This window comes from Kitasatospora sp. NBC_01539 (genome assembly GCF_045040525.1).
GTDB lineage: Bacteria > Actinomycetota > Actinomycetes > Streptomycetales > Streptomycetaceae > Kitasatospora.
Genome location: NZ_CP109390.1, coordinates 5,573,306 through 5,587,572, shown reverse-complemented (window position 1 = coordinate 5,587,572; position 14,267 = coordinate 5,573,306). Strand labels below are relative to the sequence as shown.

The following is a 14,267-nucleotide window of genomic DNA, read 5'->3' as shown; positions in this document are numbered from 1 at the left end:
ACGGACCGAGCACCGCACCGGTAACACCCAGGAAATCCGAAACGCCCCGGCAACACTCAGGCAGCAGTCACAGCACCACCTTCCACAGACCGCGCAGCACCACCCCGATGCCCCACCCGGAACAAGGAGAACGCAATGCGCAGCACTTCCCGTCCCCGCAGAGCAGCCGTCGTGGCCACCGCCGTCCTCGCCGCCTCCACCCTCATGCTGACCGCGTGCAGCAGCGACGGTGGCAGCAAGGGTTCGGACGGTGCCTCCTCGGCCGCGGGCGAGAAGATCACGCTGACCGTCGGTGACTTCGGCACCTTCGGCTACAACGAGGCCGGCCTGTACGCCGAGTACATGGCCGCCCACCCGAACATCAAGATCGAGGCGAACACCACCCAGGACGGCCAGAAGTACTGGGACGCCCTGACCACGCACCTCGCCTCGGGCAGCGGCCTGGCCGACATCCAGGCGGTCGAGGTCGGCTACATCGCGCAGGCCACCGGCACGCTGGCCAGCAAGTTCACCGACCTGAGCAAGGTCGAGGGCGTCGACGCCGGCGCGTGGCTGCCCTGGAAGAGCAAGCAGGCCACCAGCGCCAAGGGCGAGCTCGTCGGCCTCGGCACCGACATCGGCCCGATGGCGATCTGCTACCGCAAGGACCTCTTCCAGCAGGCCGGTCTGCCGACCGACCGCACCGAGGTCGCGAAGCTGTGGGCGGGCGACTGGCAGAAGTTCGTCACCACCGGCCAGCAGTACCAGGCCAAGGCCCCGGCCGGCAGCTTCTTCACCGACTCCGCGAGCGGCCTGTTCAACGCCGTCCTCTCCGCGCAGACCCAGCAGTACTCGGACGACTCCGGCAAGCTGATCTACGACAAGAGCACCGGCGTCAAGACCGCCTGGGACACCGCCGTCTCCGCCTCGAAGGCCGGCATCAGCGCCAAGCTGCGCCAGTTCCAGGACCCGTGGAACGCCGCCTTCCAGAACGCCAAGTTCGCCACCGTGGTCTGCCCGTCCTGGATGACCGGCCTGATCAGCAAGTACTCCGGCGACGCGGGCAAGGGCAAGTGGGACATCGCGGCCCCGCCGGTCGCGTCCAACTGGGGCGGCGCGTTCCTGAGCGTCCCGAAGGCCGGCAAGCACCAGAAGGAGGCCGCCGCGCTCGCCGCGTGGCTGACCGCCCCGGAGCAGCAGGCGAAGGTCTTCACCAAGGTCGGCAACCTGCCCTCGACCACGGCCGGCCTGCAGCTGCCCGCCGTCCAGAGCGCCAAGCTCGACTACTTCGGTGACACCCCGACCGGCCAGATCTTCGCGGCCGCCGCGGCCGGCATCCAGCCGTCGGCGATCGGCGAGCAGGACGGCACCGTGAAGACGATCATCACCGACAACGGCATCCTCGACATCGAGGAGCACGGCACCGACCCGGCCAAGGCCTGGGAGACCGTCGTCAAGACCGTCAAGGACAAGGTCGAAGGCTGATCAGCCCGAGGGTCCGATCCGGTGAGGACCTGACCCCTCACCGGTGATCCCCCCGCCCGGCCGGGCTCTGCCCGGCCGGGCGGCACCGCACGCAGCCGACAGCCACTCCCGGGAAGGACAACCCAGTGGCCACCTCCATCCGAGCCGCGGCCGAGGACGGCTCGGCGCCGACCACGGCACCGCACCGCTCCACCCCCTCCGCCCCACCGCAGCGCCCGGCCTGGCGCTCCAAGCTCTACCGCCTTGACCTGAAGGCCTCGCCGTACGCGTACATCGCACCGTTCTTCATCTGTTTCGCCGCCTTCGGCCTGTTCCCGCTGATCTGGACGGGCTGGCTGTCGCTCCACCGCGTCGACCTGCTCACCCCGGATGTCACGGAGTGGCGCGGCATCGACAACTACACCCGTCTCTGGGAGACCGAGCAGTTCTGGACGGCGCTGCGGAACACCTTCACCATCGGGGTGATCTCGACCGTCCCGCAGCTGCTGATGGCCCTCGGCCTGGCGCACCTGCTCAACTACCGGATGCGCGGCCGCGGGTTCCTCCGCGTCGCGATCCTCGCGCCGTACGCGACCTCGATCGCCGCGGCCACGCTGGTCTTCGTCCAGCTCTTCAACCCCGACTACGGCATGATCAACTGGCTGCTGGGCCTGGTGGGCGTCGACCACACGCAGTGGTACTCCGACACCTGGCCCTCGCAGATCGCCGTGTCGACCATCGTGACCTGGCGGTGGACGGGCTACAACGCCCTGATCTACCTGGCCGCCATGCAGGCCGTACCGAAGGACCTGTACGAGGCCGCGAGCCTCGACGGCGCCTCGCGCTGGCAGCAGTTCACGCGGATCACCATCCCGTCGATCAAGCCGACCATCCTGTTCACGATCATCGTGTCGACCATCGGCGCCACCCAGCTCTTCGGCGAGCCGATGCTGTTCGGCGGCGGCGTCGGCGTCAGCGGCGGTTCGGCGCACCAGTTCCAGACCCTCAGCCTGTACCTGTACGAGCTCGGCTGGCCGAGCCGTCAGCTGGGCCGCGCCTCGGCGGTCGCCTGGACGATGCTGCTGATCCTTCTGCTGATCGGGCTGATCCAGATGCTCGTCGCCCGTCGCAACCGCACCAAGCTGGGAGGCTGAACCATGGCCGTCATCTCCACCGCGCCGCTGCGCAAGCGGTTCCGGCCCGGCGCCGGCGACCAGGACAAGGCCGGCCCGGTCACGTACGTGATCCTCGGCGTCGCCGCGCTGCTCTCGCTCTTCCCGCTGTACTGGACGTTCGTGGCGGCCAGCCACACCGGCGAGCGGGTGGCCCTGTCGCCGCCGCCGCTGCTGCCCGGCAACCAGCTCTGGACCAACATCACCACCGCCTGGAGCCAGGCGGACATGGGCAAGGCGCTCCTCAACTCGACGATCGTGGCCGGCTGCGTCTCGCTCAGCACGGTGCTGTTCTCCACGCTCGCCGGCTTCGCCTTCGCGAAGCTGGAGTTCCGCGGGCGGAACGCGCTGCTCACCCTCGTGGTCGCGACCATGACGATCCCGCCGCAGCTCAGCGTGATCCCGCTGTACCAGATCATCACCAAGCTCGAATGGGGCAACCAGCTCCAGTCGGTGATCCTGCCCTCGCTGGTGGCCGCGTTCGGCGTGTTCTTCATGCGCCAGTTCCTCAGCGAGGCCCTGCCGCTGGAGCTGATCGAGGCCGCCCGGGTGGACGGCGCGCACAGCCTGCGCATCATCTGGCACGTCGTGCTGCCGATCGCGCGTCCCGCCATGGCGGTGCTGGGCATGCTGGTGTTCGTGCAGTCCTGGAACGACTTCTTCTGGCCCTTCGTGGTGCTCACCCAGCAGAACCCGACCGTCCAGGTCGCGCTGTCCGGCATCGGCGGCGGCAGCGGCCACGACATCAACCAGGCAGTGATCATGACCGGCGCGCTGGTGGGCACCCTGCCGCTGCTGCTGATCTTCGCCGTCCTGGGCAAGCACATCGTCGGCGGTATCACGGCCGGCGCGGTGAAGAGCTGACCGTGACCATCTTTCCCACACCCACCTATGGGAGCGCTCCCGTATGACCGTCACCGATCCGCACACCACGGCCACCTCGTCGGCCGACCTCGCCGACCCGGCCCGGTCCGCCTTCCCGCCGGGATTCGCCTGGGGCGCGGCCACCGCCGCCTACCAGATCGAGGGCGCGCACGCCGAGGACGGGCGCACCCCGTCGATCTGGGACACCTTCAGCCACACCCCGGGCAAGGTCGCGAACGGCGACACCGGCGACACCGCGGTCGACCACTACCACCGCTTCCGCGAGGACGTGCGGATGATGGCCGACCTCGGCCTGACCTCCTACCGCTTCTCGCTGTCCTGGCCGAGGATCCAGCCCACCGGCCGCGGCCCCGCGGTCGAACGCGGCCTGGACTTCTACCGCGCCCTGACCGACGAACTCCTCGCCAACGGCATCACCCCGGCCGCGACCCTCTACCACTGGGACCTGCCCCAGGAACTGGAGGACGCCGGCGGCTGGCCGCAACGCGAGACCGCGTACCGCTTCGCCGAGTACGCCGCCATCGCCGCCGAGGCCCTCGGCGACCGGATCGGCACCTGGATCACCCTCAACGAGCCCTGGTGCAGCGCCTACCTCGGCTACGCCTCCGGCGTCCACGCCCCCGGCCGCACCGACCCGGGCGACTCCCTGCGCGCCGCGCACCACCTCAACCTCGGCCACGGCCTCGCCGTCGGCGCCCTGCGCGCCGCCCTGCCCGCCACCGCCCAGGTCGCCGTCTCCCTCAACCTGCACGCCGTGCGCCCGCACAGCTCGCACCCCGACGACCTCGACGCCGCCCGCCGCATCGAGGCGGTCGGCAACCGCGTCTGGACCAGCCCCATCTTCAAGGGCCGCTACGACGACGACCTGATCGCCGACACCGCGCACCTCGTCGACTGGGACACCCTGGTCCAGCCCGGCGACCTCGCCGAGATCTCCCGCCCGCTCGACCTCCTCGGCCTGAACTACTACAACCCCACACTGGTCTCCTCCGCGGAGAACGCCAAGAACCTCCCCCGCCACGACGGACACGGCGACAGCTCGCACTCCCCCTGGCCCGGCGCCGACGACGTCGCCTTCCACCTCGCCCCCGGCGAGGTCACCGCGATGAACTGGCCCATCGACCCCACCGGCCTGTCCGACTCCCTCATCGGCCTGCACCGCGAATTCGGCCTCCCGCTGCTCGTCACCGAGAACGGCGCCGCCTTCGAGGACACCGTCTCCGAGGACGGCACCGTCCACGACCCCGAGCGCACCGCCTACATCAAGGGCCACCTCGGCGCCGTCGCCGACGCCATCACCGCCGGCGCCGACGTCCGCGGCTACTACTGCTGGTCACTCATGGACAACTTCGAGTGGGCCTACGGCTACGAGAAGCGCTTCGGCCTCGTCCACGTCGACTACGACACCCTGGTCCGCACCCCCAAGACCAGCGCCCGCTGGTACTCCGAGGCCATCCGCACCAACAGCCTGGAGCACGGCATCGCGCCGCAGTGACCGACCGGGTGACTGACCACGGTGCGTGACCGCCCCGCGTGACCAAGACCGGCCTCGCTCGTTCCTCTCACGTGCGAGCCATTCACGCGGCGCGGCCGCGCCCGACAGTGCTGGCGGCAGGCGGCGCGATCCTTGCCCAGCTGTGGGGGTTTGGGCTGGGGGTCTGCGACGCCCGTGCCGTCGACGGGCCGGGGCCCGGCCTGCTCGACCGGGCCGGGGTCCCGGCCCTGCTCGTCCCGGCCGACGGGGAGGTGCTCCCCGTCGGCCGGATCCGGCGGACGGAACCCGTCGGTGCGCTGCTGCGCGACCGCATCAGGATCGACGGCCTGCCCCTTCCCGGGCAGGCCGCGGCCGTACCGGACGCCTTCGCCATCGCCTCCGTCCTGCTCCCCGCCGTCCCCCCGCCGTCGCGGGGGGACGGCGGTTCCGTCTCCGGCACCGGGCCCCGCCCGGCGGCCGCGCCGGCGGAGCCCCTGCCGCCGGCCCGGGACGACCCGGCACCGGGCACCGGCACCACCGTCCCGGGCATGACCGTCCCGGGCACCTCGGCCGACGGCATCGCGACTGACGGCACCACGGCTGACGGTGCACCGGCGGCAGCCTCCGCCGGCCTCCCGGACGGCACCTCCGGAGCCACGGCCGCGGCGCACCTCGCCCCCCGGGCCGGGGCCGGTGATGACACCGCCGCGGACCCCGGCGACGGCCGGCCCGCCGGCCCGCTGTCCGCCGCGCCCGTCGTCCGGGCCGGCGGCCACAGCACGGTGGCCGTCGCCGCCCCGATCGCGGCCGGCCTGCTGCTCACCGGCCTGGCGACGTACCGGCACCGCGGACTGCCCCGCGGCCACTGAGCGGCCCCGGCCCCCTCCCCGCCCATTCCCCCGCGGCGGGTCGGGCGTCTCAGCGGAAGACCCCCGGCGGGGGCGCCGGGGAGGGCATCGCGTCCGCGTCGGTGACCGGGGCGGCCCCGGCGGTGAAGTCGGCGAGGCCGCGGCCGTACTCGACCCGTCCGAGGGCGGAGTCGGAGGCGACCCGGCGGCCGAGCTCGTCCAGGGGCAGCGGCCGGACGGCGGCCGCCAGCACCAGGTTGCCGAAGCGCCGTCCGCGCAGCACCGCCGGATCGGCCACCAGGCAGACCTCGGGGAACACCGCCCGCAGGGTGGCCGCCTGCGCGCGGGCGAAGGCCAGCCCGGCGCCGTCGGCGATGTTGACGACCAGGCGGCCGTCCGGGGCGAGCGCGCGGGCCGCCAGCGCGGCGAACTCCACGGTGGCGCAGTGCGCGGGCACCCGGGCGCCGGAGAAGACGTCCGCGATCACGAGGTCGGCGCCGCCCTCGGGCGCGCGTTCCAGCACGGCGCGGGCGTCCGCGCCGCGCACCCTGATCTGCCAGCCGCGTTCCAGCGGCAGCTGGATGCGCACGAGTTCGGTGAGCGCGGTGTCGATCTCGGCGACCTGCTGGCGGGACCGCGGCCGGGTGGCTGCGACGTAGCGTGGCAGCGTGAGCGCGCCGCCGCCGAGGTGGAGGGCCGTGACCGGGCGGCCGGGCGGGCCGGCGAGGTCGATCAGGTGGCCGATCCTGCGCTGGTACTCGAAGCCGAGGTGGGTGGGATCGGCGAGGTCGACGAGGGACTGCGGTGCGCCGTCGAGCAGGAGCTGCCAGGCGCGCGGGCGGTCGCGGTCGGGGCGCAGCTCGGCGGTGCCGGAGTCCACGGCGGCGGTGAGCGGGCCCTGCCGGTGGCTGCGCCCGTCGGCGGGGGTGTCCGTCGCGGCGGTGTCCGGCTCGGCCGGTGGACGGGCCCTGCCGGCCCGGTTGGTGCGTCCCATGGGGACCATTATCGGCGGGTCCGGCGGCGGGTCCCGCGGGCTGCCGCGGCGGGCGGTGCGGCAGGGGTGCGGCGGCCGGTGGCGGGCGGGCCGGTTCAGAAGGGGCCGAGGCCGCCCGCGGTCAGGGTGCAGGCGGCCTCGCAGAGGGCGGAGCGCAGCACCCAGGCATCGGTGGGCCGGGCCGGGGTCTGCGGGCCGGTCGGCGGCATCACCCAGCGCGGGTCGGTGGGGGGCAGGAGGACGGCCCCGGGTGTACAGGAGCTGCCGGGCAGGTGCCAGCTGCGTGCGGTGCCGGCGGGGACGAGGAAGGAGACGGCGGCGCCTCCGCGGCTCTGCAGGACGGCTCCGCAGGCCCGGCGGAGGCGGAGGATGTCGACGGTCTCCAGCCCGTGGCGGACGGCGACGGTCACCGTGTCGTAGAGGGCTGCGGGGGGTGTGCGGCCGTCCGCGGTCCCGGGTGTCCCCGCGGCGGTGGCGGCCGGTCCGCCGCCGGTGCCGCCGCAGCCGCCGCCGGCCGACGGTCCGCCGCCGTCCGTCCCTTCGGGCAGCAGGGCCGGGGCCACTCCGGCCGGCAGCCCGGGGGTGGCGGGCCGGTGGTACTGCGACACTCGGGTGGCCATGGGGACCTCCTGTCACCTCGTCAGGTCGGGAGCCCGGCACCGCCCGGAGGTGTGGGGGTGGGCGGCGGGGCTTCCGCGTATCAGGACAACGCGAACGGGGGTCGGAAGGCCACGGGCAGGGCGGCGGCAAGACATGGCATTTCATGGCAGAACCCGCCAACCCGGCCCGCAATGTCCACTATTGTCCAGGATCTCTCCCGGCACGCTGAGCATCCGGGCCGTCACTGGCGGTACTGTCGGCCCCGGCGCCGCCCGGCCACCCCGCCGGGTGCGCCACGGCGCGGCAGTCGCCGCGGCACCACCTGTACGACCCTCGGAGCGCAGCCATGGCAGCCACGAGCCCCGGCGGACCCAGGCCCGCACCGGCCGCCCCCAACCCGGTGATGCGCGCGCTGCGCGGCGACCGCTCGCCGGGCGAGTTCGCCACGGCGGTGCGGCGGGCCGCGCGGGAGATCGGCGAACACGTGTCGTGCGACGCGCGGTACGTCGGCCGGGTGGAGGCCGGTGAGATCCGCTGTCCCAACTACGCGTACGAGCGGGTGTTCCGGCACATGTGGCCGGACCGTTCGCTGGCCGATCTCGGTTTCGCGCCGCGGACGGCGGCCCGGCGGAGGGGGTCCGGCACCGCGGCACGACTGCCGGTGCCAGAATCACCACCGGCAAAGGCAGTTGACGACCCGCACCATCGTGACGAGGAGAACGACGACGTGCACCGCCGTACGTTCCTGACCGGCGGCTCGACCGCCCTGGCGGCCGTGCTAGGCCTGGACGGCGAGAGCCTTCCCGACGCCGCCGCGACCGTGCCCGCGCGGTCCGTTCCGGCCCCGCGCAGGGTCGGTGCGGCCGAGGCCGAGGGGGTCGAGCGCGCCGTCCGCGACATCCGGCTGCTGGACGACGCGCACGGCGCCGACGCGCTCTTCGAGCGGGCGGGGCAGTCGCTGCGGCACGCGTACGTGCTGCTCAACGAGGGCGTCTACAGTGCGGCGACCGAGCGCCGCCTGCAGGCCGGTGCGGGTGAACTCGCCATCTCCGTCGGCTGGCTGGCGCACGACTCGAACCGGCTGGCGGACGCCCGCTCGTTCTACGCGGAGGCGGTCGCGACCGCGCGGATGGCGGGCGACGCCGGGCTGGAGGCGCACGTCTTCTGCAACAGCGCGTTCCTCGCCCGGGACGCCGGCCGGCCGCGCGAGGCGCTGCGGGCGGCGCAGGCCGGGCAGGCGGCGGCCCGCGGCCTCGGGTCGGAGCGGCTGCTGGCGCTGCTGGCGCTGCGCGAGGCCGGGGGCTGGGCGCAGTTGAACGACCGGGCCGCGTGCGAGCGGGCGCTGGCGCGGGCGGCCGGGCTGTTCGACCGGGGGCCGTCGGAGGCGGACCCGGAGTGGATGTCGTTCTTCGGGGAGGCCGAACTCGTCGGCCAGGAGGCGCAGTGCTGGTCGGCGCTGGGCGAGTGGGAGCTGGCCGCGGACCGGGCCGGGCGGGCGATAGCGCTGCAGGATCCGCACTTCGTCCGCAACCGGGTGCTGTACACGGCGGAGCTGGCGCACGACCGGCTCGGCCTCGGTGACCCCGCGGGCGCCGCCGAGCAGGGCTCGGCGGCGGTCGTCCTGCTGGGCGAGGTGCGGTCGGCCCGGATCCGCGGCATGCTCGCCGGCACCGCCGGGCGGCTGGGCGCGCACCGGGCGGTGCCGGAGGTGGCGGACTTCCTCGACGCCTACGCGGATGTGACGGGGGCCGCCTGAGCGTCCGTCAGTCGAGGTGGCTGTGGTCGTTCCAGAACTCGACGGCGGGCAGGCCGTACTCCCAGGAGAGCACGGAGAGGGCGGCGGTGCCGAGCTTGAAGCGCTGCGCGTACTCGGGCGCCAGGCCGAGCCAGCGGGCGGTGAGGATGCGCAGCAGGTGGCCGTGGGCGAAGAGCACGACGTCGCGGTCGGCGCAGTGCATGGTGGTGGTGTCGGGGTGCGGCACGCCGTGGGTGTCGTTGAGTTCGGCGAGGAGGCCGTCGACGCGGGCGGAGACCTCGCCGAGCTTCTCGCCGCCGGGCACGCCGTCGCGCCAGATCAGCCAGCCGGGGTGGTCGGTGTCGCGGATGTCGGGGCCGGTGCGGCCCTCGTAGCGGCCGTAGTCCCACTCCAGCAGCGCGTCGCAGTCGGCGGCGCGGTCGCCGAAGCCGGCGAGTTCGCAGGTCTCGCGGGCGCGGGAGAGCGGGCTGGTGAGGACGACCGCGTCCTTCAGGCCGTTCCAGGGGGCGCGGGCGAGGCGGGTCCCGAGGGCGCGGGCCATCGCGCGGCCCTCCTCGGTGAGCGGCACGTCGGTGCGGCCGGTGTGACGGCCGGTGGCCGACCAGGCGGTCTCGCCGTGGCGGACGAGCACGATGCGGGCGGGCATGGGAGGACTCCTCGAGACGGGGTGAGCGGCGGCCTGGCTCGCCATTGAGGGCCGACTCCCCCATGATCCCGCACCCGGGGGCCGGCTGCGGATCGTGGGCCCCGGTCGCGGGGGCGGGTGGTGATCCGCAGGAGGCGGCACCGGTTGTCGGTGCCGGATGCAACACTGGGCCGCACCATGAACGTCTCGCACCTGGGGCAGTCAGAGCCGCTCGCGCAGCGGCTCTCCGAGCTGCGCGGCCGGGCGCCGCAGCGCAGTCTCGACGCCCGCGCGCTCGCCGCGCTCGCCGCCAATCCCGGCTGTCGCCGCCGGTCCCTGCTGGACGCCGCAGGCGTCGACAAGGGCGCGCTCGCCCGCCGGTTGGGGCGTCCGGCGCCGTTCGGCCAGTCGCCGTTCGCGCTGGCCCGCGGCAACGTCTTCGAGGCCCGGCTCAAACAGGACGGCTACGCGGCCCTGCTGGAGCCGCTCCGCCGCCACCTCGGGCTGCCGGAGGAGGCGGACGCCCCGCCGGCCGTGCCCGACCTGCTGCGCAGGTCGTCACCGGCGGTGCGGGCCGAGCGCACCCGGGAGGTGCTCGCGGCCGCGGCGGCGGACTCCTCCGCCTGGACGCTGCTCGACCACCCGATGCTGCGGCTCACCGTGGCCGGCAGCCCCGCCTACCTGGAGCCGGACGCCCTGCTCGTGCACGGCGGCCGCTGCACGGTGGTGGAGATCAAGTCGTTCCCGGTGCTGGACGGTTCGGCCGACCCCGCGAAGGTCGGCGCGGCCGCGCGGCAGGCCGCGGTGTACGTGCTGGCGCTGCAGGAGACGGCCGCCGCGCTGGCCGGGCGGGAGACCGCGGCCGACCCGTACGCGGTGCAGGAGCTGCCCGGCAGCCCGCGCACGGACGTGCTGCTCGTCTGCCCGAAGGACTTCTCCAACCGTCCGACGGCCGCCGTGGTCGACGTCCGTCGCGAGCTGGCCACGACCCGCCGCCAGCTGACCCGGATGACCGGCGTCGGCAGCCTGGTGGACTCCCTCCCCGCGGGCACGAGCTTCGACCTGGTGCCGGACGACGCGGGCGCCCCGACCCGGCCCGCCGAGGAGCTGGAGGCGGCGCTCGGCACGGTGCCGGCGGCGTACAGCCCGGACTGCCTCTCCGCCTGCGAGCTCGGCTTCCACTGCCGTGCCCAGGCCCGGTGCGGCGACTCCGTCGACCAGCTCGGCCGGGGCGTGCGCGGGGAGCTGGGGTCGATCCGCACGGTGACCGGGGCGCTCGCCGCCGCGGAGGCGGCGCCGGGGGACGGCGGGGGCGCCGCGGACGCGGAGGCGGACGAGGCGGCCGCACGGCTGCGCCACGCGGCGGCGCTGCGGGCCGAGGCCCTCGCGGGGACGCCCTGATGGCGGGCGCCCGCGGCCGGGGATGCCGCCGATGAGCCTGCTCGGGACGCTCGCGCGGTTGCAGGCGGTGCGCAGCGGCCGGGCCGAGCCGCTGGCGACCGTGCGGCACCGGCACCTGTCGGACCGGCCGATGGTGGTGATCCCGCTGGCCGCGGCGGGCGAGGCCGGTGCGCCGCTGGCGGTGATGCTGGGCACCGACCGGGAGGCCCCGCGCCTGCACATCGTGCCGCAGCCGCTGAACCGCACCCAGCGCTTCGACTTCCTCGCCCGCTTCGGTGCCGACCTGCTGCCGTACATGGCGTCCTTCGCCGAGGACGTCGAGCACATCGAGGGCTCCGAGCGCGACGCGGAGTCCGGGGAGAAGGTGCCGGTCGTCCGGGAGCTGTGCGCGGACGCGCCGCAGCTGGTGGTGCCCAACCAGGGGGCCGTCCGGCACCTGGCGCTGATCGGCCGCTCGACGCGGTTCCGTCGCACCGCGGAGGATCCGGACCCGGGGCCGTACCCGGCGCCGACGCAGGTGCCGCTGCTCGGGCGCTGGCTGACGCACGTCACCGACCGCGCGCAGGTGCCGGGTTCCAGCCTGCTGCTGCCGCTGACCTCGCTGCTGGCCCGGCACTGGGCGACCGGCCAGAGCCACCTGGAGGACCAGCACCTGGCCGCCCGGCTGGCGTGGCACGGCCTGCCGGACGGCACCGACGGCCCCGGGGGCGCGCAGGCCGCGGAGTACGTCGAGACCGCGCGCGACGCGCGGGGGCAGCTGCTGCACCCGCCGGCCGGTCCGGCGACCGATCCGAGCTTCGACGAGGTGCTGCTGGCCCCGGCGATCACCCGGCACGACGCGGCGCTCGCCGCCGCGCGGGGCGCCGCGGACGCCGGGGACACCGCGGCGGCGGCCCGCGCGGAGCTGGTGGTGAAGCAGGCCGCCGAGCACCTGCACGGCGTGCTGGAGCAGGTGCTGCTGCCGGTCTGGGCGGACGTCTGGCGGGGCCTGGACCTGCTGCGGGCGCTGCCGCCGGGCGCGCACGTCGCCGAGCGGTGGGAGGGCGACCGCTGGTCGTACACCGGCCACCGGGACCGGGTGGCGGCCGGGGAGCCGCCGCAGCCCCGGCAGGACGACGCGGTGACCGCGGCCCGCAAGCTGGCGCAGCGTGAGCGCGAGCAGGTGCGGGTGGAGGTGCAGGAGGCGCTGGACGACCCGCTGGCGATGGCGGAGCACCGACTGGCGGGCGAGGCCTTCGCCGGCGAGGTGGTGGCGCTGGTGCCGGAGTACGACACGTCGGGGCGGTCGCCGAAGCCGCGGCCGCTGCTGGTGGTGCGCACCGCGGACCGTCCGCATGCCGACCCGGGCCGGGAGGTGCACCGGGCGCACGGGCCGTCCGCGCAGCGCGGGGTGGTCGTCGGCGCGGACGCCGCGGAGGGCACGGTGACGGTGCGGGTGGTGTCGGGCATGGGTCGGCGCAGGGAGCCGGAGCCGGGCAGTCTGCCGGAGGTCGGTGAGCGGGTGGTGTTCACGCTGTTCGAGCTGCAGCCGCGCCAGTCGGCGCCGCTGCCGGATCCGGAGGACACCCCGTGGACGCACGGCGGTCCGCCGAGTGGCGGGCCGGGTGGTGTGCCGGGTGCGCCCGGCGGGACGGAAGAGTGGGAATGACGAGCGGTACGCCCGACCCGACACCGGGTGCGGCGGCCGACGCCGCCGTGGCCGCGATCCTCGACGCCGCCGTGCGGCCCGCCGTGGGGGCGCCGCGCGGGGTGGTGGTGGACTCGCCCCCCGGTGCGGGCAAGTCGACCCTGGTGGTGCGGGCGGCGCGGGAGCTGGTGGCGGCCGGCGAACGGCTCATGATCGTGGCGCAGACGAACAGCCAGGTCGACGACCTGGTGGACCGCCTGGCCGTGAAGGGGCCGGAGCTGAGCGTCGGCCGGCTGCACGCGAGCGACACCCGCCCGGCGCCGGAGGCACTGCGGCACCCCGGGGTGACGGCCTCGGACAAGGTCGCCGACCTGCTGGAGCAGGACGTGGTGATCTCCACCGCGGCGAAGTGGCAGTGGGTGAGGACCGAGGCGCCGTGGCGGCACGCGATCGTCGACGAGGCGTACCAGATGCGCTCGGACGCGCTGCTGGCGGTGGCCCGGCTGTTCGAGCGGGCGCTGTTCGTGGGGGATCCGGGCCAGCTGGACCCGTTCACCGTGGTCGGCACCGACCAGTGGGCGGGCCTGTCGTACGACCCGTCGGGCAGTGCGGTGGTGACGCTGCTGGCGCACAACCCGGCGATCCGCCCGCACCGGCTGCCGGTGTCGTGGCGGCTGCCGGCGAGTGCGGCGCCGCTGATCTCGGCCGCGTTCTACCCGTACACGCCGTTCCGGGCGGGCACCGGGCCGGACGAGCGCCGGCTGACGGCGTCCGCGGCGGCCGACGGCTCCGCGGTGGACACCGCGATCGACGAGGCCGTCGAGCACGGCTGGGCGCTGCTGGAGCTGCCCGCCCGGCACACGGTGCGGACGGACCCGCAGGCGGTGGCGGCGGTCGCGGCGACCGTCCGGCGCCTGCTGGACCGCGGCCTGTCCGCGCACTCCGAGCAGGGCACGACGCCGCTCACGCCGGGCCGGGTGGCCGTCGGCACGGCCCACCGGGACCAGGCGGCCGCCGTGCGCGCGGCGCTCGCCACGCTGGGTGTGCCGGTGGACGCGGCGTCCGGCCCAGCTGTCACGGTCGACACGGCGAACCGCCTGCAGGGCCGCGAGTACGACGTGACCGTGGTGCTGCACCCGCTCTCCGGGCGGCCCGACGCGACGGCCTTCCACCTGGAGACGGGGCGGCTGTGCGTGCTCGCCTCCCGGCACCGGCACGCCTGCATCGTGGTGGCCCGGGCGGGGATCCCCGAGCTGCTGGACGAGCACCCGTCGGCGGAGCCGGTGCAACTCGGCGTGGCGGTGAAGTTCCCGGACGGCTGGGAGGCCAACCACGCGGTGCTGGCGCACCTCTCCCGGCACCGGGTGCCGCTCGGGTGAGGGGCCCGGGGGCGCCGGTCGCGGGAATTTCGGGGGCAGATCGCAGGTGGGATGCGCCCCGGT

General features: G+C 75.0%; 12 protein-coding genes. 9 read left to right on the top strand and 3 right to left on the bottom strand.

Annotation, left to right across the window (positions count from 1 at the left end; all coding sequences use genetic code 11):
• Positions 1–135: 135 nt before the first annotated feature.
• The 5 genes from OG335_RS24255 to OG335_RS24235 all read left to right on the top strand — a co-directional run bounded on the left by OG335_RS24255 (position 136) and on the right by OG335_RS24235 (position 5,843).
• Complete coding sequence (locus OG335_RS24255; RefSeq protein WP_405013223.1) at positions 136–1,464, top strand: ABC transporter substrate-binding protein; 1,329 nt, start codon at positions 136–138, stop codon at positions 1,462–1,464.
• A 125-nt stretch (positions 1,465–1,589) separates the two neighbouring features.
• The gene (locus tag OG335_RS24250; protein WP_405013222.1) at positions 1,590–2,597 is read left to right on the top strand and encodes a carbohydrate ABC transporter permease; all 1,008 of its coding nucleotides are present in this window, start codon (positions 1,590–1,592) and stop codon (positions 2,595–2,597) included.
• Positions 2,598–2,600: 3 nt separating this feature from the next.
• Complete coding sequence (locus OG335_RS24245; protein WP_405013221.1) at positions 2,601–3,479, top strand: carbohydrate ABC transporter permease; 879 nt, start codon at positions 2,601–2,603, stop codon at positions 3,477–3,479.
• A gap of 43 nt (positions 3,480–3,522) precedes the next feature.
• Positions 3,523–4,995 (top strand): GH1 family beta-glucosidase, encoded by a 1,473-nt coding sequence (locus OG335_RS24240; RefSeq protein WP_405013220.1) that lies wholly within the window; start codon positions 3,523–3,525, stop codon positions 4,993–4,995.
• A gap of 71 nt (positions 4,996–5,066) precedes the next feature.
• The gene (locus OG335_RS24235) at positions 5,067–5,843 is read left to right on the top strand and encodes a hypothetical protein (RefSeq protein WP_405013219.1); all 777 of its coding nucleotides are present in this window, start codon (positions 5,067–5,069) and stop codon (positions 5,841–5,843) included.
• 49 nt (positions 5,844–5,892) lie between these two features.
• Here the strand turns inward: OG335_RS24235 and OG335_RS24230 are convergent, their stop codons facing one another.
• On the bottom strand, positions 5,893–6,816 hold the full coding sequence (locus tag OG335_RS24230) for a spermidine synthase (RefSeq protein ID WP_405013218.1): 924 nt from the start codon (positions 6,814–6,816) through the stop codon (positions 5,893–5,895).
• 95 nt (positions 6,817–6,911) lie between these two features.
• The gene (locus OG335_RS24225) at positions 6,912–7,436 is read right to left on the bottom strand and encodes a hypothetical protein (RefSeq protein WP_405013217.1); all 525 of its coding nucleotides are present in this window, start codon (positions 7,434–7,436) and stop codon (positions 6,912–6,914) included.
• Positions 7,437–7,762: 326 nt separating this feature from the next.
• Here OG335_RS24225 and OG335_RS24220 point away from each other — a divergent pair, with 326 nt between their 5' ends.
• The gene (locus tag OG335_RS24220; protein ID WP_405013216.1) at positions 7,763–9,172 is read left to right on the top strand and encodes a tetratricopeptide repeat protein; all 1,410 of its coding nucleotides are present in this window, start codon (positions 7,763–7,765) and stop codon (positions 9,170–9,172) included.
• A gap of 7 nt (positions 9,173–9,179) precedes the next feature.
• Here the strand turns inward: OG335_RS24220 and OG335_RS24215 are convergent, their stop codons facing one another.
• The gene (locus OG335_RS24215) at positions 9,180–9,818 is read right to left on the bottom strand and encodes a histidine phosphatase family protein (protein ID WP_405013215.1); all 639 of its coding nucleotides are present in this window, start codon (positions 9,816–9,818) and stop codon (positions 9,180–9,182) included.
• A gap of 177 nt (positions 9,819–9,995) precedes the next feature.
• On the opposite strand from OG335_RS24215, the gene OG335_RS24210 reads away from it, so the two are divergent.
• The 3 genes from OG335_RS24210 to OG335_RS24200 are packed head-to-tail and all read left to right on the top strand — an operon-like array spanning position 9,996 to position 14,204.
• Positions 9,996–11,198, top strand: coding sequence for a hypothetical protein (locus tag OG335_RS24210; protein ID WP_405013214.1), 1,203 nt, complete (start codon positions 9,996–9,998; stop codon positions 11,196–11,198).
• A 31-nt stretch (positions 11,199–11,229) separates the two neighbouring features.
• Positions 11,230–12,846, top strand: coding sequence for a hypothetical protein (locus OG335_RS24205; protein ID WP_405013213.1), 1,617 nt, complete (start codon positions 11,230–11,232; stop codon positions 12,844–12,846).
• Positions 12,843–14,204, top strand: coding sequence for an AAA domain-containing protein (locus tag OG335_RS24200; RefSeq protein WP_405013212.1), 1,362 nt, complete (start codon positions 12,843–12,845; stop codon positions 14,202–14,204). Before OG335_RS24205 ends, OG335_RS24200 begins: the two co-directional genes overlap by 4 nt.
• Positions 14,205–14,267: the final 63 nt, after the last annotated feature.

What these genes read in the sequence shown, in the direction of transcription:
- OG335_RS24200 (WP_405013212.1), top strand. Translation starts at nt 12,843, where the DNA reads ATGACGAGCGGTACGCCCGACCCGACACCGGGTGCGGCGGCCGACGCC.
- OG335_RS24245 (WP_405013221.1), top strand. Translation starts at nt 2,601, where the DNA reads ATGGCCGTCATCTCCACCGCGCCGCTGCGCAAGCGGTTCCGGCCCGGC.
- OG335_RS24230 (WP_405013218.1), bottom strand. Translation starts at nt 6,816, where the DNA reads ATGGGACGCACCAACCGGGCCGGCAGGGCCCGTCCACCGGCCGAGCCG.
- OG335_RS24225 (WP_405013217.1), bottom strand. Translation starts at nt 7,436, where the DNA reads ATGGCCACCCGAGTGTCGCAGTACCACCGGCCCGCCACCCCCGGGCTG.
- OG335_RS24220 (WP_405013216.1), top strand. Translation starts at nt 7,763, where the DNA reads ATGGCAGCCACGAGCCCCGGCGGACCCAGGCCCGCACCGGCCGCCCCC.
- OG335_RS24205 (WP_405013213.1), top strand. Translation starts at nt 11,230, where the DNA reads ATGAGCCTGCTCGGGACGCTCGCGCGGTTGCAGGCGGTGCGCAGCGGC.
- OG335_RS24210 (WP_405013214.1), top strand. Translation starts at nt 9,996, where the DNA reads ATGAACGTCTCGCACCTGGGGCAGTCAGAGCCGCTCGCGCAGCGGCTC.
- OG335_RS24215 (WP_405013215.1), bottom strand. Translation starts at nt 9,818, where the DNA reads ATGCCCGCCCGCATCGTGCTCGTCCGCCACGGCGAGACCGCCTGGTCG.
- OG335_RS24240 (WP_405013220.1), top strand. Translation starts at nt 3,523, where the DNA reads ATGACCGTCACCGATCCGCACACCACGGCCACCTCGTCGGCCGACCTC.
- OG335_RS24255 (WP_405013223.1), top strand. Translation starts at nt 136, where the DNA reads ATGCGCAGCACTTCCCGTCCCCGCAGAGCAGCCGTCGTGGCCACCGCC.